The following is a 25,342-nucleotide window of genomic DNA, read 5'->3' on the forward strand; positions in this document are numbered from 1 at the left end:
CGTCCGCTGAATGCGGTGGTTCAGCGTCGGACTACCGCATTCAGCGGACTAAACGCGAGGTACGGCGACCGCGTGCTCGAGTTCGGCGAGCGCGGTGTCGAGGTGGGTCAGGATGCGCTGCAGATGCGGGACACTCCGGCGGCAGCCGGTGATGCCGAAGTCGAGGTTGTCCCCGTTGCTGGTCAGCGTGATGTTCAGCGCCTGCCCGTCGAGCAGCACCGACGCCGGGTAGATGCCGTCGAGCGACGCGCCGTTCCAGTACATCTGCTTGCGCGGCCCCGGCACGTTGGAGATCACCAGGTTGAACGGCGGTTTCGTGTTGTTCACGAAACCCGGGATCGGGGACACGCCGAGCTGGGCGACGTTGAGCCCCGACAGCAGCAGCGTCTGCAGCGGCGTCAGTTCCGAGAAGAGCTTCTTCCCGTTGCGCATCGACGCGTTGATCGCCGCGAGCCGCGCGGCCGGATCGGTCAGGTGGGTGGCGAGGTTGCACAGCAGCGCGCCGATGTTGTTGCCCACCGCATCACCGGTGTCCTTACGCCGCAAAGACACCGGGACCATCGCGGTCAGCGGCGCGTCGGGGAGCGCGTTCTGTTCGATCAGGTAGTCGCGCAGCGCGCCCGAACACATCGCGAGGACGACGTCGTTGCGCGATACCCCGGCCGCGGTGGCGATCTTGCGCACCCTGTCGAGCGACCACGACTGCGCCGCGAACCGCCGGGCACCGCCGATCGGCACGTTGAACATCGTCTTCGGCGCCTGCGAAGGCAGCGTCAGGGTGTGCTCCTGGAACGCCTCTCGCGCCACCTTCACCGCGGCGGGCGCGATGCCGGCGAGCTGGTTGAACGTCTTGCCGACGGTCCGGAACATCGAAGGGGACGCCTTGCCGTCGCGGCTCCCGTCGGGTTTGGGCCGGGACCCCCACGGCGGCGGGCAGTCGAGATCGAACGGGTCGTCCGACAGCGTGCCCTGCAGATGCCGCAGTGCCGAAACACCGTCCATCAGCGCGTGGTGGATCTTGCTGTAGATCGCGAACCGGCCGTCCTGCAGACCCTCCACCAGGTGGATCTCCCAGAGCGGGCGGTGCCGGTCGAGCAGGGTGCTGTGCCAGCGGCCGGTCAGTTCCAGCAGTTCGCGGATCCGGCCGGGCTGGGGCAGCGCCGAATGGCGGAAGTGGTAGTCGAGCTCGAGATCGGTGTCGGTCGACCAGGCGAGGTGCCCCGCGGTGTTGACCGGCCGGGCGGGACGGCGCCGGAACACCGAGCGCATGTTGTCGGAATCGAGCAGTTTCCGCCGGATGTCACGGAGATAGTCGTCCCCGGCGTCCTCGGGTTTCTTGAACAGTTGCAGTCCGCCGACGTGCATCGGATGTTCGCGCGTCTCCACGAGGAGGAACATCGAGTCGGTCACGGGCATCAACGGCATCGTCGGACCACCTTCCGCGCGGCGGCGTGCGAGCACGCCGGGTGGCAGAGTCTACGCACACCGAAACCACCATCTCACGCTTTAGGGTGGCTCACATGACGATCCCGACCGATCCGGAGACGGGCGAGTTCCGCCGATCCGCCAACCATTTCGACGCGCGCATCACCGCCGACGGCCGCGACGGCTGGCCGGTCGAGGCGGGAAGATACCGCCTGGTGGTGAGCCGGGCCTGTCCCTGGGCGAGCCGCGGGCTGGTCGTCCGGCGGCTGCTCGGCCTCGAGTCCGCGCTGAGCGTGGCCGTCGCCGACCCGATCCAGGACGACAAGAGCTGGCGGTTCACCCTCGATCCCGATGACCGGGATCCGGTGCTGGGCATCAAGTACCTGGCCGAGGCCTATCACGCCGCCGACCCGCACTATCTCGGCGGGATCAGCGTTCCGGCCATTGTGGACATTCCAAGCGGGCGGCTGGTGAGCAACGACTATCCGCAGATCACCTTGGATCTTTCCACCGAATGGACCAGTCTGCACCGCTCCGGCGCGCCGGAGCTGTATCCCGAGCGGCTGCGCGACGAGATCGACGCCGTCAACGCGGGCGTTTACACCGACGTCAACGCCGCCGTCTACCAGGCCGGTTTCGCGACCAAGCAGTCCGCGTACGAGGACGCGTATCATCGCCTCTTCACCATGCTGGACGTGCTTTCCGAACGCCTCGAAAGGCAGCGTTACCTCGTCGGCGACACGATCACCGAGGCGGATATCCGCCTGTTCACCACGCTCGTCCGGTTCGATCCGGTCTATCACGGGCATTTCAAGTGCAACCGGAACAAACTGGCCGAAATGCCGGTGCTGTGGGCGTACGCCCGCGACCTCTTCCAAACGCCGGGCTTCGGTGACACTGTCGACTTCGACCACATCAAGCGGCACTACTACGCGGTGCACGAGCAGGTGAACCCGACGCGGATCGTCCCACTGGGACCGGACCTGTCCGGCTGGACGACCCCGCATCACCGGGAGCAGTTGGGCGGGCGCCCGTTCGGCGACGGCACGCCGCCGGGACCGCCGCCCGAGGACGAACGGATCGGGACAGAAGATGGAGTCACTTCCTGAACGCACCGACGTCGTCGTGATCGGCGGCGGCATCATCGGGGTCTCCTGCGCGTACCGGCTCGCCGCCGCCGGGGTCTCGGTGCTGCTGCTCGAACGCGACAGCCTGGGCGCGGGCTCGACGGCGAAGGCGGCGGGCGGGATCCGGTCGTCGTTCACGACCAGGGTCAACATCGAGATCGGGCTACGCGGCTTGGCCGAGTACGCCTCCTTCGCCGAGACGTACGGGACCGAGATCGACTTCCGTCGCGACGGCTACCTGTATCTGGTCACCGATCCCGCGGATCTGCCCGAATTCGAGCGCTGTGTCGACCTGCAGAACTCCTACGGCGTCCGCAGCAGGCTCGTCGAACCGGCCGAAGCGCGGCGGTTCTCCCCGCTGATCGACACCGAAGGCGTGGTCGCGGCACTGTGGTCGCCGGAGGACGCGAAGGCCACGCCCGACTCAGCGGTCCAGGGCTACGCGCGGGCGGCCCGCGGGCACGGCGCGGTGCTGAAGACCGGCGTCGAGGTGGTCGGGATCGAACGCGACGGCGACGAGATCACCGGTGTCCGGACCAGCGACGGTTTCGTCCGCACGAACGCCGTGGTCTGCGCGGCGGGGGCCTGGTCGGGGCGGGTGGGCGAGTTCGCCGGCGTCGAGCTGCCGGTCCGGCCGTTCCGGCGGCAGGTCGTGTTCACCGGACCGGTCGCGGACCTGCCCGCGTCCGTACCGCTGACCATCGAGATGCCGTCGGCGTTCTACTTCCACCGCGAAGGCCTCGGCCTGGCGATGTCCTTCTGCGACGGTGACGGCGACCCCGGCTTCGACACCCGGTACCAGCCGGGTGACTGGCTGCCGAAGCTCGCCGAGATCGCCGCGCGGCGGGTGCCAGCCGTGCTCGACGCGGGGATCCGCAGTGGTTGGGCGGGACTGTACGAAGTCACCCCCGACCGCAACCAGATCGTGGGCGAAAGCGTCCAGGTATCGCGGTTCTTCTACGCGACCGGGTTTTCGGGGCACGGGTTCCAGATGGGCCCGGCCGTGGGGGAGCTCGTGCGGGACCTCTACCTGGGGAGGGCCCCGGGCATCGACATCACCGAGCTCGACGTCCGGCGCTTCGCCGACGACCGGGCCGTGACGAGGGAGCACAACATTGTCTGAGGGAATGGTCGAGGTCACCACCGAGGCGGAGCTGCGCGAGATCCTGCCGCCGCCGCTGGAGCGGACCGCGAACAAGGCGCGGCCGAAGCTGCACGAGATGGATCGGCGGTGGCTCGCGGAGTCGCCGTTCGTGCTGATCGCGACGTCGGCGGCGGACGGCACCTGCGACGTCTCGCCGAAGGGTGACCCGGCCGGGTTCACGCTGGTACTGGACGACACGCGGATCGCGATCCCGGAGCGCCCTGGCAACCGCCGCGCCGACGGATTCCACAACGTGCTGTCGAATCCGCACGTCGGGCTGATCTACCTCATCCCCGGCCGAGGGGACACGCTGCGGATCAACGGCCGCGCGCGGCTCGTGCGCGAGGCGCCGTTCTTCGACGACATGATCGTGAAGGGGAACCGGCCGAAGCTCGCGCTGGTCGTCGACATCGACGAGATCTTCCACCACTGTCAGAAGGCGTTCATGCGGTCGAAGCTTTGGGAGCCCGAGACGTGGACGCCCGGCGCGATGCCGTCCCGCGCGGTCATCTCCAAGACCTTCGAGCGGCCGGACGACAGCATCGCCGAGCTGGAGGCCTATTACGCTCCCGCCGCCTACTCGGCCGGGTTGTACTCCTAGGCCTCGTTCGAGGTATCGGACACCTCCGGGCGGTGTTATGAACGGGACTTTCATTGCAAATTTTGCAATGAAAGTCCCGTTCATAACACACCGCACGGTTCCGGCTACACCGATGGTTGCTGGATCGTTGAACGATCTGGCACTATCGGCGGGGTGCCTTCACCCACCGGAGCCCAGCATCTCGCCGACGCGCTGACCGCTCTGGGGACCGAAGTCGTCTTCGGTCTCCCCGGGGTGCACAACCTGCCGTTATGGGAGGCGCTGGCCGATACGGACATCCGGCTCGTCGGGGTCCGGCACGAGCAGACGGCCGGGTACGCGGCCGACGGTTACGCCCGCGCGACCGGGAAACTCGGCGTCGCCCTGGTGACCACCGGGCCCGGCGCGGCGAACACACTCGCCGCCGTCGGCGAGGCGATGGCCTCCGCGGCGCCGATCCTGGTCATCGCGACCGACATCCCGTCCACGCTGCGGCGTCCCGGCGTGGTCCGCGGCGTCCTGCACGAGACATCGGATCAGCAGGCGATGTTCGCGCCGGTCACGAAGGCGGGGTTCACCGTCCAGAGCGCCGATCAGGTCGCCGCCACCCTGCACCGCGCGGCCCGGCTCGCGCTCCAGCCGCAGAGCGGGCCGGTCTACGTCGGTATCCCGACCGATTTCCTGTCGCAGCGGACACCGGCCCGCCGTCCACCGCGGTCGCACGCGCGACCGCCCGAGATCCCGGATCTCAGCGAAGCCGAGGCGTTGCTGGCCACCGCGGAGCGGCCGCTGATCTGGGCGGGCGGCGGCGCGTTGCGGGCGGAGGCCGGTGAGGTGATCGGCAAACTCGCCGAACGGCTGGCCGCGCCGGTGCTCACGACGTTCGGCGCTCGCGGGCTCCTGTCGGTCGATCATCCCTGTCTCGCCCCGAACCCCGTGCACGCGCCCGAGGTCGGCGCCCTGTGGGACGAGGCCGACGTCGTCCTCGCCATCGGCACCGACTTCGACGGGCTGATGACGCAGAACTGGTCGATGCCGAAGCCGAAGAAGCTCATCGCCATCAACGTCGACCCCGACGACGCGGCCAAGAACTACCAGCCGGACATCACACTGGTCGGCGACGCCCGCGCGCTCACCGAGGCGCTGAAAGTCGAGGAGCGGCCCGGTATCGCGGCACTCGTCGGCAGGCTCGCCAAGGTCTCCGCGCGGGTCCGGCGGCGGATCAAGGAAGAGGAGCCGCAGGCAGCGGATCTGCTGTCCACTTTGGACGAAGTGTTGCCGCAGGACGCCGTCGTGGTCGCGGACATGTGCGTGGCCGGATACTGGATCGGCGGTTTCCACCGCGTCCGCGCCCCGCGCAAGCTCGCCTATCCGATGGGCTGGGGCACGCTTGGCTACGGGTTCCCGGCCGCGCTCGGTGCCGGGGCGGCGGGCGCCGGGCGCGCCATCTGTGTCAGCGGGGACGGCGGTTTCCTGTTCGCTTGCGGTGATCTCGCCACGCTGGCGCAGGAGCAGCTGCCGGTCACCGTGATCATCGTCGACGACGGCGGCTACGGGATGCTTCGCTACGACCAGGACAGGGCCGGGCTGCCGCGACGCGGCGTCGACTGGGACAGTCCCGATTTCGTCGGTCTCGCCCGGTCGTTCGGGGTCCACGCGGACCGCGTCTCCGGGTTCGGGCGCGCTTTCCGGCGGCTGCTCGGTGAGTTCGTCGAGTCCGACGAGCCGAACGTGCTGGTCGTCCGGGCGAAGATGGCGCCGCCGCTCAACACCTCCCCGCGCTGGTATCGCAAGGAATCTTCGTGACCGGGCTCCGGGTCGGTGTGGACATCGGCGGGACGTTCACCGATCTCTGCGTGCTCGACGAGACCGGTGTCGTCGCAGTCGGCAAGGTGCTGACGACGCACGACGAACCCGCCCGCGCGGTCGAAGAGGGTCTGAAAAGGACACTCGCCGACGCCGGGCTGGACGCGGCCGACATCGAGCAGTTCGTACACGGCACCACGCTCGTCACCAACGCCCTGATCGAACGCAAGGGATCACACACCGCGCTGCTGGCGACCGCCGGGTTCCGTGATGTGCTGGAGATGCGGCGCGAACATCGGTACGAGCTGTACGACCTGCTCATCGAACTCCCCGCACCGCTGGTCCCTCGGCATCTGCGGTTCGACGTCCCCGAGCGGATCCTCGCCGACGGGACCGTCCACACCGGACTGGACGAAGATCGTGTCGCGCGCCTCGGCCGCGAGCTCGACGCCCGCGGGATCGACGCGGTGGCGATCTGTTTCCTGCACGCCTTCACCAATCCGGCACACGAACGCCGGGCGGCGGAGGTGCTCAAGGACGTCGCACCGAGGCTCCGGATCGCGCTCTCCAGTGAGGTCGTCCCCGAGATCCGCGAGTTCGAACGCACCTCCACCACGGTTGCGAACGTCTACGTCCAGGACCTCACCGAGCGCTATCTTCGTGATCTGGAACGGCGGCTGCACGAAGCGGGGGTGCGGCCGTCGCCGCACATCATGCTGTCCAACGGCGGGATCGCGACCGTCGACACCGCCGCGCGCTACCCGATCCGCATCCTGGAATCCGGTCCCGCTGGCGGGGCGCTCGCCGCGTCCGCCATCGGTGCCGCGGCCGGTGTCGAGGATCTGCTGGCCTTCGACATGGGTGGCACCACGGCGAAGTTGTGCATGATCTCCGGTGGTGCGCCGCTGGTGACACACGAGTTCGAAGTGGACCGGAAGTACCGGTTGCTGCCGGGCTCCGGGCTGCCGGTCAAGGTACCGGTCACCGACATGATCGAGATCGGTGTCGGCGGCGGCTCGATCGCCCGGATCGACGCGCTCGGCCTGCTCACTGTCGGCCCGGATTCGGCTGGTTCCGCACCGGGCCCGGTCTGCTATGGACGAGGCGGCACCGAGCCCACCGTGACCGACGCCGATCTCGTGCTCGGCTATCTGGATCCCGCGTATTTCCTCGGCGGCGGAATGGCTTTGGACGCCGTGGCCGCGCGGGAAGCCATCCGGTCGAAGATCGCCGGCCCGCTCGGAGTCAGTGTCGAAGAGGCCGCCTGGGGTATTCACACCAGCGTCAACGAGGACATGGCGAACGCGGCGCGCGTGCACGCCGTCGAACGCGGCAAGGATCCGGCGAAGCTGCCGATGTTCACCTTCGGTGGTGCCGGGCCGGTGCACGGCGTCGGCGTGGCGCGAGCACTCGGCGCTCCCGAGGTCGTCGCGCCGCCCGCGGCCGGAGTGCTGAGCGCGGCGGGTTTCCTCACCGCGCCACTGGCTTTCGATTTCGTGCGCTCGGCGCGTGCGGCGGTCCTCGATCTCTCTTGGGCGCAAGTGGAAGCACTGTTCGCCGAGATGGAGGCCGAGGGCGCGGAACTGCTGGAGAAGTCCGGTGTGGACGGTGCGAAGGTGACACACCGACGGGTCGCCGAGATGCGGTATTCCGGGCAAGGCTACGAGATCCGCGTACCGGTCGAGAACGGGAACTGGCCGGAGTCGCTGATCGACGCGTTCACCGAGACCTACCGGAAGCTGTATCGGCGAACCGGTCCGGACGTCGCGATCGAGGTGCTCAACTGGCGGGTCGTCTCCACCGGCCCGGCACCCGAAGTCACCGTGAAACTCGCGGGCACGGCGGCCGAAGGCGACCCGCGCAAAGGCGGTCGTCCGGCGTACTTTCCCGCCGAGGGTGGCTTTGTCGACACGGCGGTGTTCGACCGGTACCGGCTCAAGCCCGGTGACAGCGTCGAGGGGCCGTCCATCGTCGAGGAACGCGAGTCCACTGTGGTCGTTCCGCCCGGTGCCCGATGCGTGGTCGGCGAGGACGCCAGTCTGGTGGTGACGGTATGAGCGTCGACCCGATTCTGGTGGGAGTGCTGGGAAACCGGCTGCATTCGATCCTGACCGAACAGCAGAACGCGCTCGTCAACACGGCGTTCTCCTCGGTGGTGCGGGAATCGCTCGACCTCGCCTGCGCGGTGTTCGATTCGCGTGGCGAGATGATCGGCCAGTCCGTCGGCGGGACCCCCGGCCACATCAACGCGATGGCGACCGGGATGCACCACTTCGTCGCCGCGTACCCGCCGGAGACCTTGGAGCCGGGCGACGTCCTGCTCACCAACGATCCCTGGCAGACCGCCGGGCAGATCAACGACATCACCGTGGCCACCCCGGTGTTCCTGCGCGGACGGCTGGTCGCCTGGTTCGCTTCCTGTTGCCACGCACCGGATATCGGCGGACGGCTGGTTTCGGCCGAGGCCGATGAGGTCTTCGAAGAGGGGCTGCGGCTGCCGATCATGAAGTTCCTCCGCGCGGGCGAGGTCAACGCGGATCTGGCCTCGGTGATCCGGGCGAACGTGCGCACTCCGGAGGAGACCATCGGCGATCTGTACGCGCAGGTCACCGGGAACGAGGTCGGCGCCGCGAGTTTGGTGCGGCTGCTGGAGGAATTCGGCCTCGACTCGCTCGACGAAGTCGCCGCGGAGATCATGAACCGCTCCGAGCGCGCGCTGCGGGACGCTCTGGCGAATCTGCCGGACGGCACGTACAGCAGCGAACTGGCGACCGACGGCTTCGACGACGAAGAAGTGGTCCTCAAGGTCACCGTGACCATCGACGGCGAAGACATCCACCTCGACTTCGGCGGATCGTCGCCGCAGAGCCGTCGCGGGATCAACGTCGTCCTCAACTACACACGGGCGTACGCCTCGTTCGCGGTCAAGGCGGCGATCGCTCCCGAAGTACCGCACAACGCGGGTTCGTTCCGGCCGGTGCACGTCACCGCGCCGGAGGGATCGGTGCTCAACTGCACGCCGCCCGCTCCGGTGGCGTCCCGGCATCTGATCGGGCATTTCCTGCCGTCCCTGCTGATCACCGCGCTGCACGAAGCGTTGCCCGGTAACGCTTTGGCGCACAGCGCGGACGCGTTGTGGATGACCATCTGGCGCGGTGCCGACGCCGAGGGCCGCGAGTTCATGCTCAACGTCTTCCAGACCGGCGGGATCGGCGCACGGGCGACCAAGGACGGACTGAACACCACCGGTTTCCCGAGCGGGCTGCGGTCAACGCCCACGGAGGTCATCGAGACGATGGCACCGCTGATCCAGCGTGAACGGGTGCTGCGCACGGACTCGGGCGGCGCCGGAAAATGGCGCGGCGGCCTCGGCCAGTGCACCACCATGGCCGCTCGAGGTGAGATCTCCTGGAGCGTCAACGGAAACGTCGACCGGGTGCGCCGACCGGCGTCCGGAGTGGACTCGGGATACGACGGGGCGATGGGCCGGTTCGAGCTGGCCCGCGGTCCTTTGCCGTCGAAGAGCCGGGTGAACCTGCGGCCGGACGACGTGGTGAACGTGTTCCTCCCGGGCGGCGGGGGTTACGGCGACCCGTTCGAACGGGACCTGGAAGCCGTGCTCGCCGACGTCGTCGACGGATACATCTCAGTGAGAGCGGCGCGCGAACTCTACGGCGTCGAGGTCACCTATCACGGAGATCCCGAGGCGCTGGTGCGCCTTCCGGAGGACTACACAGCGGTTTCGTCGAGAGGGAGGAAATGAGCATGGGCCGGCTGGCAGACAAGGTCGCGGTGGTCTTCGGGGGAGCGAGGGGTATCGGCCTCGCCACCGTGAAGGAGTTCGTCGCCGAGGGCGCGACCGTGTTCTCCAGTGATCTCCGCGAACTCGCCGAGCCCGTCGAAGGCGTCAGGCATTCCCTTGTGGACGCTACCGACGAAGGACAGGTCGACGAGTTCGTACGCGGCGTGCTCGCCGAGGCGGGCCGGATCGACGTACTGTTCAACAACGTCGGCATCCATCTCGGGAAACCCCTGTCCGACACCACGCTCGCGGAATTCGACGACATCTTCGCGGTGAACGTCCGCGCCGCCTTCCTCGGCACGCGGGCGGTGCTGCCGCAGATGATCGAGCGGAAGGCGGGCAGCATCGTCACGACGTCGTCCAACGGCGGCGTGATGGGCCGCCCCGGCGACCCGGTGTACAACGCCACCAAACACGCGCTGGTCGGCATGATGAAGTCGATCGCCGTCGCGCACGCGCATCAGGGGATCCGCGCGAACACGATCAACCCGGGCGCGGTCGACACCGACATGCTGCGCGGAACCCTTGCCTCGCCGGAGGATTTCGAGGCGAAACAACACCAGTTGACCGCGAGCACCCCGGCGGCGCGGGTCGGCGAGGCTTGGGAGGTCGCGAAGGCCGTGGTCTTCCTGGCGAGCGACGAGTCGCGGTTCATCAACGGCGTCGCGCTCCCGATCGACGGCGCCAAGGCCGCCGGTGCCATGCCAGGCAACCGGTACAGTCTCGACTTCGAACTCGGTGTCAGGTAACGCCATGCCCACTCCTGCCGCCGAGGAGACGCTGGCCCGCGACAGGCCCCTGCTCGAACGGAGCGGGACCGCGGAACGGGTCGCCGAGATCCTGCGCCAGCGCATCACCGAAGGCGTCTTCCCACCGGGGTCGCGGCTTTCCGAGCCGTCGATCAGCGCCGCGCTCGGCGTCTCGCGCAACACCTTGCGGGAGTCGTTCCAGCTGCTGGCCCACGAACGGCTCGCGGTGCACGAACTCAACCGCGGCGTGTTCGTGCGGGAGCTGACCGCGCAGGACATCGCGGATCTCTACGTCATGCGGCGGGTCACCGAATGCGGCGCGCTGCGCCGTGCGGCCGAACTGTCCACTGTGGATCTTTCCGGCGTCGTGGAGGCGGTGCGGAAAGGCCGTGCCGCGGCGGACGAAGGCGACTGGCAGGCCGTCGGGACCGCGAGCATCGCGTTCCACCAGGCGCTCGGGGATCTGGCAGGCAGTGAGCGGGTCAGTACGACGATGCGTCAGGTGCTGGCGGAGACGCGGCTGTTCTTCGTGCTGGCGGAGAACACGCGCGCGTTCTTCGAGCCCTTCCTGGAGCGGCACGAGCGGATCGTGCGTGATCTGGAACGGGGCCGGTTCGGGCCGGCCGAGGCGGCGCTGGAGAAGTACCTGCGGGACGCGGAGAAACAGCTGCTCGCGGCTTACGACCGCCGGTGACAGACCGGACAGGTTCGGGGCGTGAATTGTGCACGATGGAGTGTTCGCGTCGCGGCCGGATCCGGGTGAGGATGGGGGCACGAACACAAGGAGGAAGACATGGTGTCGTCGGCATCCGCGCGCAATCCGCTGTGGCACCCTTTCGCGGACATGGGAGCGGTCGACGGCGACCGGCTGGTCATCACCCGCGGTGAGGGTTCCTACGTCTGGGACGACGAGGGGAAGCGGTACTTCGACGCGACCGCGTCGCTCTGGTACGCGAACTTCGGGCACGGGCGCGAGGAGATCGCGCTGGCCGTCGCGGACCAGTTGCGGACGCTCGATTCGTACAACCTGTTCGGTTACAACGCCAACGAGCCCGCGCTGAAACTCGCCGAGCGGGTCTCCGCGCTGGCGCCGGAACCGGGCTCGAAGGTGTTCTTCGGTTCGGGTGGCGGTGACGTCATCGACACCGCGGTCAAGATCGCCCGATCGCATTTCGCGCACACCGGGCGGCCGGAGAAGGTGCACGTCATCGGGCGGACGCAGGGGTACCACGGCACGCACGGTTTCGGCACGGCCGTCGGCGGTATCGCGGCCAACGCGGCGGGCTTCGGGCCGCTGCCGGGCGACATCTCGCACGTGCCGTACGACAGCGCCGAAGCACTCGAAGCAGAGATCCAGCGGGTCGGTCCGGAGCGGGTCGCGGCCTTCTTCTGCGAACCGGTGATCGGCGCGGGCGGGGTCCTGCTGCCGCCGGACGGGTACATCGAGACGGTCGCCGAGATCTGCCGCAAACACGGCGTACTGTTCGTCGCGGACTGTGTGATCGCCGCTTTCGGGCGGCTGGGGACCTGGTTCGGGATCGACCGCTGGGCGGTGAAACCGGACATGATCACCACCGCCAAGGGCATCACCGGCGGGACGATCCCGCTGGGCGCGCTGATCGTCGCGCCGAGGGTGGCCGAGCCGTTCTTCACCGGCAAGCCGGGCGCGCCGGTGCTGCGGCACGGGGTGACGTACGCGGGACATCCGGTCGCCTGCGCCGCGGGGAACGCGGCGCTGGACATCTACGAGCGTGACGGGCTCATCCCACGCGGCCGGGAACTGGAGAAACCGCTGGCGGACGCGCTTTCCGGACTGGCGTCGCATCCGCTGGTCGCCGAGGTGCGGGCCGGGCTCGGCTTCCTCGCCGCGGTGGAACTGAGGAGCGACTTCCTCTCCTCCGACGCCGGCGCGCCGAACCGGCTGCAGCGGACGGCGCGGGAGGAAGGTGTCCTCGTGCGGAACCTGGCGAAGGGAATCGCGGTCTCACCGCCGTTGATCGCGGGGGAGGCCGAACTGGACCTGCTCGCCTCGGCCCTGCCTCGCGCCTTGGACCGGCTGGTCTAGGAAACCGGCGACCTGCTCGAGGGCGTCCGCGGCCTCGGGCAGGAACGACCAGAACAGGTGGAACACGTGTGTGCTGACCGGGTACAGGTCGAAGCGCACGTCGAGCCCCTGTCCACGGGCGTAGTCGACGAAGCGCCGTGTCTCGTCCAGCGTCACGTCTTCGGTCCCTGACTGGACGAGCAGCGGCGGCAGCCCGGACAGGTCGGCCTCGAAGACGTTGAGCAGGGGATCGTTCGGCGGGTGATCGCGGACGTAGAGCGAGAACCAGCGGGCGGCCGGGCTGCCGCCGTCCGGCGGATCCACCACGTCCACCGCCGGGCACAGCAGTACCGCTTTGCCGGGTTGGGGCAGACCTTCCCTCGCCAGCTTGACCATCAGGGAAACGGCCAGCCCGCCACCCACCGAATCGCCACTGATGGTCAGCCGTTCCGGATCAGTGCCCTGACCGAGCAGCCATCGGTAGGCGCGCAGCGCGTCCTCCAGCGCCGCGGGGAAGGGATGCTCCGGCGCGAGCCGGTAGTCCGGAACCAGGACGGCGGAGCCGGTCGCCGCCGCCAGCGCTCCGGCCAGCGGACGGTAGCCGAAGGCCGATCCCGCGATGTATCCGCCGCCGTGCAGGTGCAGCACGCTCGGCCGGTGACCAGGTCCGGGTGCGATCACCAGTGAGGAGACCCCGTCCGTCTGGACCGGTCTCACCACGGTGCCTTCCGGTACGGGGAGTTGTGCGTTGAGGGCTTCGAAGGCCTCGCGCATCGCCGCGAGACCGGTGCCGCCCTCCTCGACGACCGAATTCCACAGCTGCGTGACTCGCGCGCCCACCTCGCCACCGACCGATCGGGTGAGGGCGATCGCGTTGTCCATGTCGGACAGCAGCGGCAGTGTGGCGCCGAGCAGCGCTTCACCGGCGAGGGTCAGCTCGACACGGTGGGTCGAGCGGCGCAGCAACCGGCAGCCGATCAGTTGCTCCAACGCCTTGATCTGGCGGCTGAGGGCGGGCTGTGAGATGAACAGCCGGTTCGCGGCACGGCTGAAGTTGAGCTCGTCGGCGACCGCGACGAACGCCCGCAGGTGCTTGAGCTCGATCGCGTCGGCGGCCGAAGGCATGCCCAGCAGCCGTGGGCCGGCGGGACGTTCGGACATGCCGCCGAGTATCCCCGCTCGGCCCCGCCGGGGTCATGCACTCCGCGCAAGACGGTGATGCGGGATCGGTCTTTCCCTTCCACCCGTTGCCCGTGGCAGGGTTGGTCATGGCCGAAAGCGCAGGTCAGCGCGTTGCCGAGCTGCGGATGCGGGATGGCGTGGCGCGGGTGTACTGGCCTTCCGGGCGAGGGGGCACCGCACCACTGGTGCTCTGGTTCTCCCCGGACGGGGCCGGGGCCGAACGGGTCGCGGGCCGCGGTGCGGTGGTGATCGCCGCCGGACTGCCCCCGTTCCGGGCGGCGCGGTCCGTACTGGAGTGGTCGGCGGCTCATCTCCGGAGCCTGGGGGCCGATCCGGGGCCGGTCCTTGTCGCCGGGGAAGGGCCGGGAGCCGTGCTGGCCGCGCGGGTCGCGAGGTACGCCCAGGCGCAGGGCTGGCCTCCGGTCCACCTGGTCGGCGGTGGCCTGAGGGAAATCGCCGCCCGGCTCGGAACATCGAAACGAATCGTGGAGGAATGACATGAGCAAGGTCTTCACCGGTCTCGCCGTCTCGGTGGACGGTTACATCAGCGGGAGGCGGCCCGAGGGCGCCGACGAGTTCGGAAGCGGTCTCGGTGACGCGCCGACGCTGTTCGATTGGTACTTCGACGGCGACACCCCGAGCGAGGTGTTCGACGGGTTCAAGCTGAGCGAGCCGAGCGCGCGGTTCTTCGACGCCATCGCGAGCCGGATCGGCGCCATCGTCGTCGGGCGGACCACCTACGAGCATTCCAGCCGGTTCAGCGGCGGAAGCCCGCACCCGACGGCGCCGATGGTCCTGCTCAGCCACCGGCCCGCGCCCGAAGCGGGCGAAGGACAGACCGTGATCACCACCGGCGTCGAGGACGCCATCGCGGCCGCGCGGGAGATCGCCGGGAGCAAGGACGTCGGCCTGATGGGCGGCGGGCTGGTCAGTTCCGCGCTGGCCGCGGGGCTGGTCGACGAGGTGATCCTGCACCAGGTGCCCATTCTGCTCGGCGGGGGCAGGAGGTTCTTCCACGAACTCCCGGAACACGTGGAACTCCGGCTGCTGCAAGCGATCCCGGCCCCCGGTGTGACCCACCTGCACTACGGCGTCGGCCGATGATCCTCGTCACCGGTGGCCTGGGCATGATCGGCGCCCATACCGCCCGCGCGCTCGCCGACCTCGGCCACGACGTCGTGGTCACCGCCCATCGACGCACGGACGTCCCGTCGTTCCTCGAAGGCCGGGTCACCGTCGAATCCGTCGACGTCACCGACCGGGACGCGTTCCTGGCGCTGGCCGATCGCCACGACATCGGCGACATCGTCCATCTCGCCGGAAGCATCCCCGGTGACGACCCGGTCGGCTTCTTCCGCGCGGACACCACCGCCCTGCTCAACGGGCTGGACGCCGCCCGCGCGTGGGGTGTCCGCCGGTTCGCCGTCGCCGGCAGCCTCGGTGTCTACATCGGACAGACGGTTTCCCCGTGGCACGAGGAACTCGCCTTGCCCGCCGTGGAGCTGCCGCATCCGATCGTCGCCTTCAAGAAGGCCGTGGAGCCGATCACCACGCACGCTCTGGCCGGCAGCGGGGTCCAGCCGGTGGTGCTCCGGATCGGGAGCATCTGGGGTCCGCTGATGGATCCGGAATCGCCGTTCAATCCTCTCCCGCCCTACATCAGCGCCGTCCTGCGAGGTGAGCGGCCATCGCCACTGAACGCCGACGACGGAGGCGACAGCTGCTACGCACCCGACGCGGGACGGGCGATCGCTTCGCTGATGACCGCGGATACCTTGCGGCACAACACCTACAACGTGTCCCGCGGACGGCCGTTCGTGCATCGTGAGCTCGTGGGCGCGCTGGAGGCGATCATCCCGGGGCTCCGGCTCGACCTCCGGCCGGGCGGACAGACCGGCCCGTATCTCGACATCTCGCGGCTCGTCGAGGACACCGGTTTCGCACCGGGCTTCGACGTCGCGGCCGCTGTCGCCGACTATGTCGCTTGGCGCGAACACAACCCACGGTGAACGCGAAGCCGGCTCGGACAGGGCCCCAGCCCGGCTCTTGACTGTCGTCGGGTAGCGAAGGCCTCCTTCCGGGGTCCCGCATTTGGTTACCCGCTGCTCCGGCTCGCGCCCCGAGAGGCGCATGGTGTGTGGTGGCGGCTCGTCGATGAAGGAATTGGGACACTCAACGTCCCAGATCTTCCGTTGATCAAGCTCGTGCCGATCACGACCGGTGGACCGGAGACCGAGCGGGGAAGATTCCGGACGCTCAACGGCCGGAATCTTCCCCACCCGACCCGCACCAGCTCCACACCGGTGGGTAAACAAAGAAGGAGGCCTTCACGGACCTGATAACACGGGCGAATGGTGCTCAATCGGACGTGTCGACCTCGGTGGATCCCGTTTGGACACTTGGGGCCTCAGGAACCGCCACTTAAGTTCCTGGCATTGAGCCGCCCAGGGTCCTTGCACGTGCAGGTACCGCGACCAGAGGACGAAACGCGGCGGCGTCACCTGGAAGGCAGCCGCCATACCGGCACATTGACGACCCGCCCCGACAGTTCCGGGAACTCATGCCCGCCGACCACGGTGAACCGCCACTTGTCGACCCCGCCACCGATGATCTCGGCGTAGCGCCGGGCGCCGTCCGCGTTGGCGAAGCGGACCTGCTGGCCATTGGTGAGATGGGTGATCTTGACCGCCATCCGTGCCTCCTCTGCTCCGGTGCCGGCCCGCGGAGCTTCCCCCTCCGGGGCCGGCGCGCAAAGTAGAACACACGTTCGATAGAGGTGGCCAATCGAGTCCCCCGCCCGGGGTAGCAGACCTGTGCTGACCACGCTGTCTGTCGCCTGGTCGCGGTATGTGTCACCGCGCGGTCATCTTGCCCTCGGAGGGCTCCGAAGCCGGTGAAGGCGTTCGTGGGCTGATGGCTTTCACCGGTACCGGGTGAAGGCCTTTTCGCCAGCGGCCGTTGTCGAACAAGACGACCATCGAGGTGTCTTCGCCGCCGACCCACGCCTCGGCGAGGCGACGGCCCGCGCGATATCTGGTTCCGTAGGTCGAGTTGATCGCACGGAGCTGGATCGTGCTGTCGTCTTCGAAGCCGATCGAGATCAACGGCAAGGGTGCCAAACGTCCGTCGAAGACTTCGATGTCGATGGTTTTCACGGTGTACCAGCCGGTCTTCCGCACCGACCTGGCCCTCCTGGCCCAGCCGACCCAGGCGGTGAAACCGCACAGGATCCCGAAGGCCAAGGGAGCGCCGAAGACGATCGCGATTCCCACCGAACGGCTCGCCAGCGAGAACCACACCACGAGAACGAACATCAGGACGCCGAAACCGGTGAGCGGGATGGCAAGGAGGCTCATCATGTGGAACCGCCGGGGCAGCGCCTCGAGCCCGGGAGCCTGAGCGACGTCGGTTCCCGTGGGAAGCCAGGTGCCGACCGCGGTCTGACGTATCTCGCGGCCACACAGGAGAGCGAGGCCGCACATGATCCCAGCGACGAGTAGCGAGACCGACATGATCACAACGTTGACCAGGAATCCGGTGCTTCCTACCCAGGCGTTGGCTTCGTCCTCGGCCAGGCCGATGCCGAGCATGATGCCGGACGCGGCGGAAAGCACGACCCCGCCCACGGCTGCCAGATAGAACATGCGTCGCCGATCCACAAGCGTCGCCACAGAAGGCTGAGCGGCCATGGGAAGTCCCTTCGAGGTCGACGAATACCGTGCCGACCAGGCTTCCCGGCGCTCCTACCCGGAGCTTACCCGAAACGCCTCGTGCCAGGTGGATCCAAGCGGGTCAGCGGCGCACCTTGAACCGCAGGTGGAGGACACCCTCGCCCTGGATGACCACGTGCGGATCCTCCAGCAGGTGCTGGCCGTCGATGCCGCCGAAGTAGCGCTTCCCCGAGCCGAACACGACCGGCACCACGTCCATCGCCACCTCGTCCACGAGGCCGGCCGCGAGGATCTGGCCACCCACTTCACCGGCGTTCACGGCGACGAGCCGGTCGCCCGAGAGCTCCTGTGCCTTGTCGATCGCGGCTTTCACGTTGTCGACGAAATGGTAGGACGCTTCGGGGTGCCAGCCCTCGGGTTTGGGCCGGTGCGACACCACGACCACGTGGTCGCCCGTCGGCGGACGGCCCTCCCAGCCGTTCACCAGGTCGAACAAGGTGCGGCCCATCACGATCGTGCCGATCGCGGTCCACGTCGACCGGACGTATTCGGCCGACGCCTTCGAAACCTTGAAGGGGCTCCCGGATCCGGAATGGTCGAACCCGTCGTCACCCTCGATCGGGGTGTCCCCGTTGAAGTACCACTCGTGGAGTGACCCGACGTCGTCGTTCTTGTCGGCGATGAAGCCGTCCACCGACACCACGTTGTGCATGATCACCGAGCCCACAGCGTCTCCTCGAGTCTCTTGCGTGTTCGCTTCCGATCTTTTCGGCCCGACGGCGACCGGTCTTGTAAAAAATCACTCGGCGGGCATCGGGCCGCTGTCGGGCGGGAAGTCCCGGTCGGCGGGGAACCGGCGCCGCAGGGCCAGGTATTCCGTCGGGGTGTGGCCGGTGAAGTCCTTGAACTCCTTGCCGAAGTGGGCTTGGTCGAAGTATCCCGCCGCGTGCGCGTACGCCGACCAGTCGATCGGGCGGAGGGTGTCCACGGAATTGATCAACCCGGCGAACCGGTAGATCCGGGCCAACCGCTTCGGGGTGATCCCGATATGGGCTTTGAACTGCGCGGCCAGGTGATTGACGCTCACTCCGGCGGCCGCGGTCAGCGCGTCGACCGCGACGGCGCCGTGGGAGGTCTCCAGCCGCCCGCCTGTGTACTGGACCAGTTCCAGGCCGCGCGAAGGTGCTTCGGCGAGTCGCGATCGCAGTTCGTCTTCCACCGCCCGCAGAGTCGCGGTGGCGGAGGCGAGGTCACTGATCCGGTTGCAACAGGTGGGCCGACGGCATGGGCGGGACGTTCAGCCGGCGATGGCGCGGTACCCCGGTCAGGCAGTAGAGGTCGTCGATGAACCGGTCGAGCGGCGGGGCGGGCACCTGACCGACGTAATCCATGGCTTCAGTGTGGCCGAGCCGTCATCGCCGCATGGTCACTCTCGGCCAGGCGTCCAGCCCACGGGCGATTTCGTGGGCGCGGATGGCCCGCAACCCCTCGGTGAGCTCCTGTTCGCCGAGTGTCACGAAGCCGAGGCGGGAGTAGTACGGCGCGTTCCACGGCACCTCGGCGTACGTCGTCAGCGTCAGTCCCGCGAGACCTTCCCTTGCCGCCCAGTCCGCGGCGTGTTCGATCAGCCGCCGTCCGAGGCCCTGCCGCGCGTGGTCCGGATGGACCGACACCTGCTCGACATGGCCGTAGCCGTCGACGACCTCGGCGAGGAGATACGCCACCGGTCCGTCGCCGTCGTCGCAGACCCAGGCCCGGCCGTCGTTCTGGTAGACCGCGAGCTCCGCGAGCAGAAACGGGTCGTCGTCGGCGATCGCGGCCATGCCGAGCGCGCGGAACGGTTCGCCCGCGGCGCGTTCGATCTCCTGGAGCGCGGGCAGGTCTTCGGGGACGGCGAGGCGGATCACGGATCCAGTTCTACTCGCCGCCTTCACCGGGCGCGCGCGAATTATCGCCGCGTCAGAGGGAAAACGACGAAACGGCCCGGTGGATCCTGCCCGCGTACGACTGGAGCGCGACGATGGCGGCGCGTTTCGCGTCGTCGCCGATCCGGGTGGCCGGGGCGGCAAGGCTCAGCACCGCGGGCCGGTGCCCGGCGCTCGGGATCGGCACCGAACACGACCAGACGCCGTCGTCCAGTTCGCCCCAGCTGACCGCGTACCGGTTGACACCGGCGCGTTTGACCTCTTCCCGCACACTCGGACCGCGACGCTGGGCGATCGACGAAAGCCGTCTCTCGCGTTCGCCTTCCGGCAGCATGGCGAGCAGCATCTTGCCCGACGCGCCGGCGCCGAGCGGGACGGAATGGCCGGGCTGGAAGGTGAACCGCATCGCGCGTTCGCATTCGACCCGGTCCGCGCAGACCGCCGAATCGCCGAAATGCTGGAACAGCAGGACCGTCTCGCCCAGTTCGCGCGCCGCCTCCTCCATCGTCGGACGCGCCAGGCGCGCGAGGTCGTTGGCGAGCTGCGCGGCCCGCGCGAGCGGCATCACCTGGCTCGTCACGTGATAACGGCCGGTCTTGCCTTCCTCCAGAAGCTGGAGTTCCTTCAGCAGCGCGACATAACGGTACGTCGTGGCGACCGGGGTGCCGATCCTCGCGGCGAGTTCGGCGACGCTCGCGTCACAGCGGCGTTCGGAGAACGAAAGCAGGAGCTGCAGGACTTTGCGTGAACTGCTGGCGCCGGGGGTGCGTTTCGGGGGAGTGGTGGCGTCCAGGGATCGTGCGGCAGTCGTCATCTCGACCTCTCGCCGGGGCAATCACGAAGAGTCAAGAAAGTAGCACATTGTGTGAATTGCGGACCAGGGTCTTTGGTCCATGAACAAGTGGACTTCTTGCTAGGTTCGAACCATGGAAAAGCCATTGACCGGCAAGATCGCCTTGGTCGCCGGTGCGACGCGCGGAGCGGGGCGCGGAATAGCGGTCCGATTGGGGGAAGCCGGTGCGACCGTTTACGTGACCGGTCGCAGTACCGCTTCCCACAGATCGGAAATGAACCGTCCGGAGACGATCGAGGAGACCGCGGCGCTCGTCGGCGAAGCGGGCGGGCGTGGGATCGCGGTCGCGGTAGACCATTTGGCGGCAGCGGAAGTCCGTGAACTGGTGGCGAGGATCGAGGCCGAACAGGGCGCGCTGCACATCCTGGTCAACGACATCTACGGCGCACCCATCGAATGGAACAAAACGGTCTGGGAGTCCACTTTGGACACCGGGCTGCGGACCTTGCGGCTCGCCATCGACACGCACGCCATCACCAGCCATTTCGCGCTCCCGCTCATGATCAGGGAACCGGGCGCGCTGGTCGTCGAGGTCAACGACGGGACAACCGCGTACAACTCGGGGAACTACCGGGTTTCGTTCTTCTACGACCTCGCCAAGACCGCGGTGAACCGTATGGCGTTCGCACTCGGCCACGAATTGGAACCGTACGGCGGTACCGCGGTGGCGGTCACGCCGGGCTGGTTGCGTTCCGAGGCGATGCTCGACGCTTATCAGGTCACCGAAGAGAATTGGCGGGACGCGACGAAGGTGCAACCGCATTTCGCCATTTCTGAAAGCCCGGCGTTCGTCGGCCGGGCGGTCGCGGCGCTGGCCGGTGACCCGGAGGTGGCCCGCTGGAACGGGAAATCGGTTTCCAGCGGCGAATTGGCGAAGGAATACGGATTCACCGACCTCGACGGCAGCCGTCCCGACTGCTGGCGCTATCTCGTGGAGGTCCAGGATCCGGGCAAACCGGCGGACGTCACCGGTTACCGCTAGCCGTGCGCCGCAGGAACGGCGTGAGCAGGCCTGGCGCGGCCTGCTCCGCCATCGCCAGTCCGGCCGATTCGCCGACGTCGACCACCTGACAGCCGCCCCTGCCTGCCGCGATCGGGGCGGTCACGGTGATCAACCCGGCGCGACGCTGGAAGAACGATCGGCTGACGACGATCCCGGTGACCCCTTCGCGCCGGATCGCCACCGTCGCCCGCGCCAGCGAACCGGAGCGGCTGACCAGATACCGCCCGACGATCGCGTGGCCGAGATTGCGGTAGCGATCCCAGCCGACGAGCGCGGCGAACGGCACCAGGCCGAGTGCGACCTGCCACATCCAGCCCGGCAGGAAATCGATCGACGCCAGGCCGAACAGCGCCGCCGCCAGGATCAGCACGCCGCCGACGGCCCTGGTGAGCCGCCGGGTCAGCGCGCGCCGCGGATGCCGGTTCAGCGGCACGGTGGCCGGGTCGAAGTTCTCCCGCAGCACCGCGGCCGCGACCTCGTGGACCCGTCCGACCGGCGCGGGCGGCAGCAGGAGACCGCCGCCCTTGTCCCCGCCCTTGCCCTCGCGCAGTCCGCCCGCGATCGCGATGAGCCGCGCCCCGCCCGCGATCCGCAGTGGCAACGGTTCCTTCACCTCGACGCCGCGAAGCCGGTCCTCTTCGATGGACACCGAACGCGTGGTGATCAGCCCGCGCCGGATGTGCAGGGTGCCCTCCCTTTCCCGGGTGAGCTTGAAGTTCCAGAACGAAAGGACGTAGCCACCCACGGAGAGCAGTGAGACGACGACCAGCAGGACGACCGCCGCGACCACGACGATCAGCCAGACCGCGGTACCGGCCAGCCCGTCCAAAAGGTCCCGCAGCGGGCCGACGTTCTCCGGCGCGATGTTCAGCTGATGCGCGAAATGCCAGACCGTGGCGAACACCGCGCCCACCACGGCGAGCCCGGACAGCGTGAACGGCGCGTACCGAAGCCATTTCCGGTCCACCTCCGCCACGACCTGCTCCGGCGGCGGTGCGGATTCGGCTTCGGCTTCGGTGACGACTTCCTTGCGGTGCAGGAGAATCGTGCGCAGCCGGTGCGCTTCGGTCGCGCTGACCGCGTCGAGCACCAGCTGGTCGGCGCCCTGGCCGTGCGAATGCCGTCCGGTGCCGATGCGCACGGCACTGAGGGAGAACAGGCGGTGCTTCGGTTCCGAGGTGACGTCGACCGTGCGCACGCGGTCCAACGGGATCGCGCGATGTTTGCGCAGCAGCAGGCCCGTCGTCCATTCCACCTGGCCGTCGGCCACGCGATACCGCGACGTGAGGACGTGCGAGATCCCGACCAGCACGGTCACCGCGGTGATGCCCAGCCCGATCCACTCCCAGCCGTTGCCCCGGCCGAGGATCACCGTCCCGATCAGCACCGGCAGCGATTTGACGACGTCGAGCACCGGCCGGATCAGCAACATCCGGCGGTCGAGGCGATGCCACTGCCCCAGTTCGGCTTCCGGGGCCACGTCGATGGTCATGTCGCGTCGCCAGGGGTGGCTTGAGTGGTCTTCGTGAGTTCCGCGGCCAGCGCCAGCGCCTCGGTGTGGTCGAGCCCGGCGATCTTCACCGGACCCGAGGCCGACGCCGTGGTCACGGTGATCTTCGCCAGCCGGAACAGCTGCTCGACCGGGTCGCGTTCGATGTCGACGGTCTGGATCCGCGAGATCGGCGCGATCCGCCAGTCCTGTTTGAGCCAGCCTTCCTGGGTGTACACGGCCTCACCGGTGACCTCCCAGCGGTGGATCCGGTACCGCCACTGCGGCATGACCAGCAGATGCAGCGGGGCGAGCACGCACGAGATCGCCAGCGTCACCGTGAGCCACGTCGGCGCGTCGTCGCTGGTGAGCACGAACACCGTCTGGACGCCGATGAGCACGGCCCAGCCGACCGCGGCCCATACGGTCCAGTACCCGATGGCGCGACGGCTGACCCGGTTGGCGGGCGGGCGCAGGGTGAGCCGTTCAGGCGGTGCTGTCTCCTCTGTCACCCCTCCACCCTGCCCCACCCCGGTGCGGACTGCCCACGACAACTGTCACGGCCCGGATAGGATCTCGGCCACCAACGGCGGAATGGATGCCCCCTATCGGGGCGTTGCCACCCATAGACGGTTGTAACCACGAAAGCTGGAGGATCTGGTGGCGCTGGACCCGGAGGACCTGTACGAGGTGGACTCGGACGTCCCTGACCTCGGCGGGGCCGTGCTCCTGCACTACTTCGACGGATTCATGGACGCGGGTTCGGCCGGCAAGCTCGTCGCCGAGCACCTCCTGAACTCCTCCGAGCACCGCGTGATCGCGCGCTTCGACGTCGACCGCCTGATCGACTACCGGTCGCGGCGCCCGACGATGACCTACGCCATCGATCACTGGGAGGCCTACGACGCCCCCGAACTGGTCGTCCACCTGCTGCACGACGCCGACGGCGTACCGTTCCTGCTGCTCACCGGCCCGGAACCGGACCACGACTGGGAGCGGTTCTGCGCGGCGGTGCGCGGGCTGGTCGAACGCTGGGACGTCCGGCTCACCACCGGTTTCCACGGCATCCCGATGGGCGCGCCGCACACCCGCCCGCTCGGCGTGACCGCGCACGCGACGCGGGACGAGCTGGTCGGCGAGCACCGTCCGCTGCCCAACCGGATGCAGGTGCCGGGCAGCGTCGCCGCGTTGCTGGAGTTCCGTTTCGGCGAGTGGGGGCACGACGCCGCCGGATTCGCCGCGCACGTGCCGCACTACCTGGCGGAGTCGACGTACCCGAGTGCGGCGCTGCACCTGCTCGAGGCCGTCGCCAGGGCGACGGGGCTGAACCTGCCGGACGAGGACCTGCGGGAGGCCTCGCGCGAGGCGGACGCCGAGATCGACCGGCAGGTCGCCGAGTCGGACAAGGTCGCCGACGTCGTGCGCGCGCTGGAGCGGCAGTACGACACGTTCATGGAGGCGTCCGGCAAGGAGAGCCTGCTCGCGGAGTCGGTCGAGCACATGCCGACCGCGGAGGAGCTGGGCACCCAGTTCGAGCGCTTCCTCGCCGAGCAGCAGAACGGTGGCGACACGCCCGAGCGGTAGCGCTCAGGCCCTCAAGCGCGTGAAGGCCTCCTTCCCTCGGGCCAGCCGAGGGTTCCGGCAAAGTCGCATAGGTGCACCGGCTTCAGGGGCATGCCCCTGAAGCTCTGTTGATCAAGCTTCGCAACCGGGGTGCGGCCCCGTGTCTATGAAGGAATTGGGACACTCAATGTCCCAATTCCTTCATAGACGTCGGCCTGCGCCATGACGAAGAGGTCACCGACCTGCAAGATTTCGACTTTGCCGGGCCCCTGGGGTCAGCCGAGGGAAGGGGACCTTCACGCGCATCGGGTCAGTGGTCGATGGCGACCATCGACCGCGAGTGTTTCGGCCGTTCGATCTCGTCGATCAGCGCGACGGCGAGATCCGCGTAGGAGAACGGCCCCGCGTCCTCCGCGCGCGGCAGCACCCGGTGGTCCCCGGTGCGGTATTCGCCCGTGCGGTCGGCGTGTTCGTCGATCATCGCGGGCGGCGGCGCGATGATCACCCAGTCCAGCCCGTCGCCGGACGTACGGAGGACCTCCAGTTCCGCCGTGTGCCCGAGGGAGAACTCGCGGTGCGCCGACGGCCAGTCCGGCTGGTCGTGGAACGCGACACCCGGTGCGATCTCCAGCGCCGATCCGACGCCGACGACGACCAGTCTCGCGACCCCCGCCCGTCCGAGACCGTCGATCAGCGCACGTGCGGCGGCCGGGTAGTACACCTGGGACGGGAGATCCGCGCGGTAGATGGAACTGATCGCGGCGTCGTGCCCGGCGGCGGCCTTCGCGACGTCGTCCGCGACCGTGACGTCGGCGGCGATCAGGGTGACGTTGTCCCCGGCGAGATCCGCGTGGCGGCGGGGATCCCGGACGGCGGCGGTCACCCGGTGCCCTCGGCTCACGGCCTCGGCGACGGCACGGCGGCCTCCACGTCCGCCTGCCCCGAAGATGACGATCTTGCTCATCGCGCTCCTTTTTCC

Annotated in this window: 26 protein-coding genes; 14 read left to right on the forward strand and 12 right to left on the reverse strand. The window is 68.6% G+C overall.

Features of this window, described 5'->3' with window-relative positions:
* Positions 1–48: 48 nt before the first annotated feature.
* A complete protein-coding gene (locus ACZ5ZX_RS22335) occupies positions 49–1,425 on the reverse strand; it encodes a WS/DGAT/MGAT family O-acyltransferase (RefSeq protein ID WP_465503899.1) in 1,377 nt (458 codons plus the stop codon).
* A 95-nt stretch (positions 1,426–1,520) separates the two neighbouring features.
* Between ACZ5ZX_RS22335 and ACZ5ZX_RS22340 the strand changes: the two genes are divergently transcribed.
* From ACZ5ZX_RS22340 to ACZ5ZX_RS22380, 9 genes are all read left to right on the forward strand, one after another.
* Positions 1,521–2,534, forward strand: a complete 1,014-nt coding sequence (locus ACZ5ZX_RS22340; protein ID WP_465503900.1) for a glutathione S-transferase family protein — start codon at positions 1,521–1,523, stop codon at positions 2,532–2,534.
* Complete coding sequence (locus ACZ5ZX_RS22345; RefSeq protein WP_465503901.1) at positions 2,518–3,675, forward strand: NAD(P)/FAD-dependent oxidoreductase; 1,158 nt, start codon at positions 2,518–2,520, stop codon at positions 3,673–3,675. Before ACZ5ZX_RS22340 ends, ACZ5ZX_RS22345 begins: the two co-directional genes overlap by 17 nt.
* Positions 3,668–4,297 carry an MSMEG_1061 family FMN-dependent PPOX-type flavoprotein gene (locus ACZ5ZX_RS22350; protein ID WP_465503902.1) on the forward strand — a complete coding sequence of 210 codons (630 nt, stop codon included), beginning with the start codon at positions 3,668–3,670 and terminating at the stop codon, positions 4,295–4,297. The genes ACZ5ZX_RS22345 and ACZ5ZX_RS22350 overlap by 8 nt, the downstream gene beginning before the upstream one ends.
* A 153-nt stretch (positions 4,298–4,450) precedes the next feature.
* Entirely contained in the window at positions 4,451–6,082 is a 1,632-nt protein-coding gene (locus ACZ5ZX_RS22355; RefSeq protein ID WP_465503903.1) for a thiamine pyrophosphate-binding protein, read from the forward strand.
* Positions 6,079–8,139: a hydantoinase/oxoprolinase family protein gene (locus tag ACZ5ZX_RS22360; protein WP_465503904.1), complete on the forward strand. Its 2,061-nt coding sequence runs from the start codon at positions 6,079–6,081 to the stop codon at positions 8,137–8,139. Before ACZ5ZX_RS22355 ends, ACZ5ZX_RS22360 begins: the two co-directional genes overlap by 4 nt.
* Entirely contained in the window at positions 8,136–9,845 is a 1,710-nt protein-coding gene (locus tag ACZ5ZX_RS22365) for a hydantoinase B/oxoprolinase family protein (protein ID WP_465503905.1), read from the forward strand. The genes ACZ5ZX_RS22360 and ACZ5ZX_RS22365 overlap by 4 nt, the downstream gene beginning before the upstream one ends.
* Before the next feature lie 2 nt (positions 9,846–9,847).
* Complete coding sequence (locus tag ACZ5ZX_RS22370) at positions 9,848–10,633, forward strand: SDR family NAD(P)-dependent oxidoreductase (protein WP_465503906.1); 786 nt, start codon at positions 9,848–9,850, stop codon at positions 10,631–10,633.
* 4 nt (positions 10,634–10,637) lie between these two features.
* Positions 10,638–11,327 (forward strand): GntR family transcriptional regulator, encoded by a 690-nt coding sequence (locus ACZ5ZX_RS22375; RefSeq protein ID WP_465503907.1) that lies wholly within the window; start codon positions 10,638–10,640, stop codon positions 11,325–11,327.
* Positions 11,328–11,426: 99 nt separating this feature from the next.
* Entirely contained in the window at positions 11,427–12,698 is a 1,272-nt protein-coding gene (locus tag ACZ5ZX_RS22380) for an aminotransferase family protein (RefSeq protein WP_465503908.1), read from the forward strand.
* On the opposite strand, the gene ACZ5ZX_RS22385 is transcribed toward ACZ5ZX_RS22380, so the two are convergent.
* Positions 12,618–13,838, reverse strand: a complete 1,221-nt coding sequence (locus tag ACZ5ZX_RS22385; protein ID WP_465503909.1) for an alpha/beta hydrolase fold domain-containing protein — start codon at positions 13,836–13,838, stop codon at positions 12,618–12,620. The two genes, ACZ5ZX_RS22380 and ACZ5ZX_RS22385, sit on opposite strands and share 81 nt — an antisense overlap.
* Before the next feature lie 107 nt (positions 13,839–13,945).
* Here ACZ5ZX_RS22385 and ACZ5ZX_RS22390 point away from each other — a divergent pair, with 107 nt between their 5' ends.
* The 3 genes from ACZ5ZX_RS22390 to ACZ5ZX_RS22400 are packed head-to-tail and all read left to right on the forward strand — an operon-like array spanning position 13,946 to position 15,868.
* Positions 13,946–14,356 (forward strand): alpha/beta hydrolase family protein, encoded by a 411-nt coding sequence (locus tag ACZ5ZX_RS22390; protein WP_465503910.1) that lies wholly within the window; start codon positions 13,946–13,948, stop codon positions 14,354–14,356.
* 1 nt (position 14,357) lies between these two features.
* A complete protein-coding gene (locus ACZ5ZX_RS22395; protein ID WP_465503911.1) occupies positions 14,358–14,963 on the forward strand; it encodes a dihydrofolate reductase family protein in 606 nt (201 codons plus the stop codon).
* The gene (locus ACZ5ZX_RS22400) at positions 14,960–15,868 is read left to right on the forward strand and encodes an NAD-dependent epimerase/dehydratase family protein (protein ID WP_465503912.1); all 909 of its coding nucleotides are present in this window, start codon (positions 14,960–14,962) and stop codon (positions 15,866–15,868) included. The genes ACZ5ZX_RS22395 and ACZ5ZX_RS22400 overlap by 4 nt, the downstream gene beginning before the upstream one ends.
* Positions 15,869–16,356: 488 nt before the next feature.
* Here ACZ5ZX_RS22400 and ACZ5ZX_RS22405 read toward each other — a convergent pair whose 3' ends face one another.
* The 7 genes from ACZ5ZX_RS22405 to ACZ5ZX_RS22435 all read right to left on the reverse strand — a co-directional run bounded on the left by ACZ5ZX_RS22405 (position 16,357) and on the right by ACZ5ZX_RS22435 (position 20,269).
* A complete protein-coding gene (locus ACZ5ZX_RS22405; protein ID WP_465503913.1) occupies positions 16,357–16,551 on the reverse strand; it encodes a hypothetical protein in 195 nt (64 codons plus the stop codon).
* 160 nt (positions 16,552–16,711) lie between these two features.
* Positions 16,712–17,503, reverse strand: coding sequence for a hypothetical protein (locus ACZ5ZX_RS22410; RefSeq protein ID WP_465503914.1), 792 nt, complete (start codon positions 17,501–17,503; stop codon positions 16,712–16,714).
* A 148-nt stretch (positions 17,504–17,651) separates the two neighbouring features.
* Positions 17,652–18,257 (reverse strand): dihydrofolate reductase family protein, encoded by a 606-nt coding sequence (locus tag ACZ5ZX_RS22415; protein WP_465503915.1) that lies wholly within the window; start codon positions 18,255–18,257, stop codon positions 17,652–17,654.
* A gap of 72 nt (positions 18,258–18,329) precedes the next feature.
* The gene (locus tag ACZ5ZX_RS22420; RefSeq protein WP_465503916.1) at positions 18,330–18,749 is read right to left on the reverse strand and encodes a helix-turn-helix domain-containing protein; all 420 of its coding nucleotides are present in this window, start codon (positions 18,747–18,749) and stop codon (positions 18,330–18,332) included.
* 31 nt (positions 18,750–18,780) lie between these two features.
* Entirely contained in the window at positions 18,781–18,921 is a 141-nt protein-coding gene (locus ACZ5ZX_RS22425) for a hypothetical protein (protein WP_465503917.1), read from the reverse strand.
* A gap of 21 nt (positions 18,922–18,942) precedes the next feature.
* Positions 18,943–19,437 (reverse strand): GNAT family N-acetyltransferase, encoded by a 495-nt coding sequence (locus ACZ5ZX_RS22430; protein ID WP_465503918.1) that lies wholly within the window; start codon positions 19,435–19,437, stop codon positions 18,943–18,945.
* Positions 19,438–19,489: 52 nt separating this feature from the next.
* A complete protein-coding gene (locus ACZ5ZX_RS22435) occupies positions 19,490–20,269 on the reverse strand; it encodes an IclR family transcriptional regulator (protein WP_465503919.1) in 780 nt (259 codons plus the stop codon).
* A gap of 112 nt (positions 20,270–20,381) precedes the next feature.
* Between ACZ5ZX_RS22435 and ACZ5ZX_RS22440 the strand changes: the two genes are divergently transcribed.
* The gene (locus ACZ5ZX_RS22440; protein ID WP_465503920.1) at positions 20,382–21,290 is read left to right on the forward strand and encodes an SDR family oxidoreductase; all 909 of its coding nucleotides are present in this window, start codon (positions 20,382–20,384) and stop codon (positions 21,288–21,290) included.
* Here ACZ5ZX_RS22440 and ACZ5ZX_RS22445 read toward each other — a convergent pair.
* Entirely contained in the window at positions 21,274–22,803 is a 1,530-nt protein-coding gene (locus ACZ5ZX_RS22445; RefSeq protein WP_465503921.1) for a PH domain-containing protein, read from the reverse strand. The two genes, ACZ5ZX_RS22440 and ACZ5ZX_RS22445, sit on opposite strands and share 17 nt — an antisense overlap.
* On the reverse strand, positions 22,800–23,354 hold the full coding sequence (locus tag ACZ5ZX_RS22450) for a PH domain-containing protein (RefSeq protein ID WP_465503922.1): 555 nt from the start codon (positions 23,352–23,354) through the stop codon (positions 22,800–22,802). The genes ACZ5ZX_RS22445 and ACZ5ZX_RS22450 overlap by 4 nt, the downstream gene beginning before the upstream one ends.
* Before the next feature lie 106 nt (positions 23,355–23,460).
* On the opposite strand from ACZ5ZX_RS22450, the gene ACZ5ZX_RS22455 reads away from it, so the two are divergent.
* Positions 23,461–24,384, forward strand: coding sequence for a proteasome assembly chaperone family protein (locus ACZ5ZX_RS22455; protein ID WP_465503923.1), 924 nt, complete (start codon positions 23,461–23,463; stop codon positions 24,382–24,384).
* Between the two features lie 289 nt (positions 24,385–24,673).
* On the opposite strand, the gene ACZ5ZX_RS22460 is transcribed toward ACZ5ZX_RS22455, so the two are convergent.
* The gene (locus ACZ5ZX_RS22460) at positions 24,674–25,327 is read right to left on the reverse strand and encodes an NAD(P)-dependent oxidoreductase (protein WP_465503924.1); all 654 of its coding nucleotides are present in this window, start codon (positions 25,325–25,327) and stop codon (positions 24,674–24,676) included.
* Positions 25,328–25,342 lie beyond the last annotated feature (15 nt).

It is taken from the genome of Amycolatopsis sp. NPDC033938, from assembly GCF_055575975.1.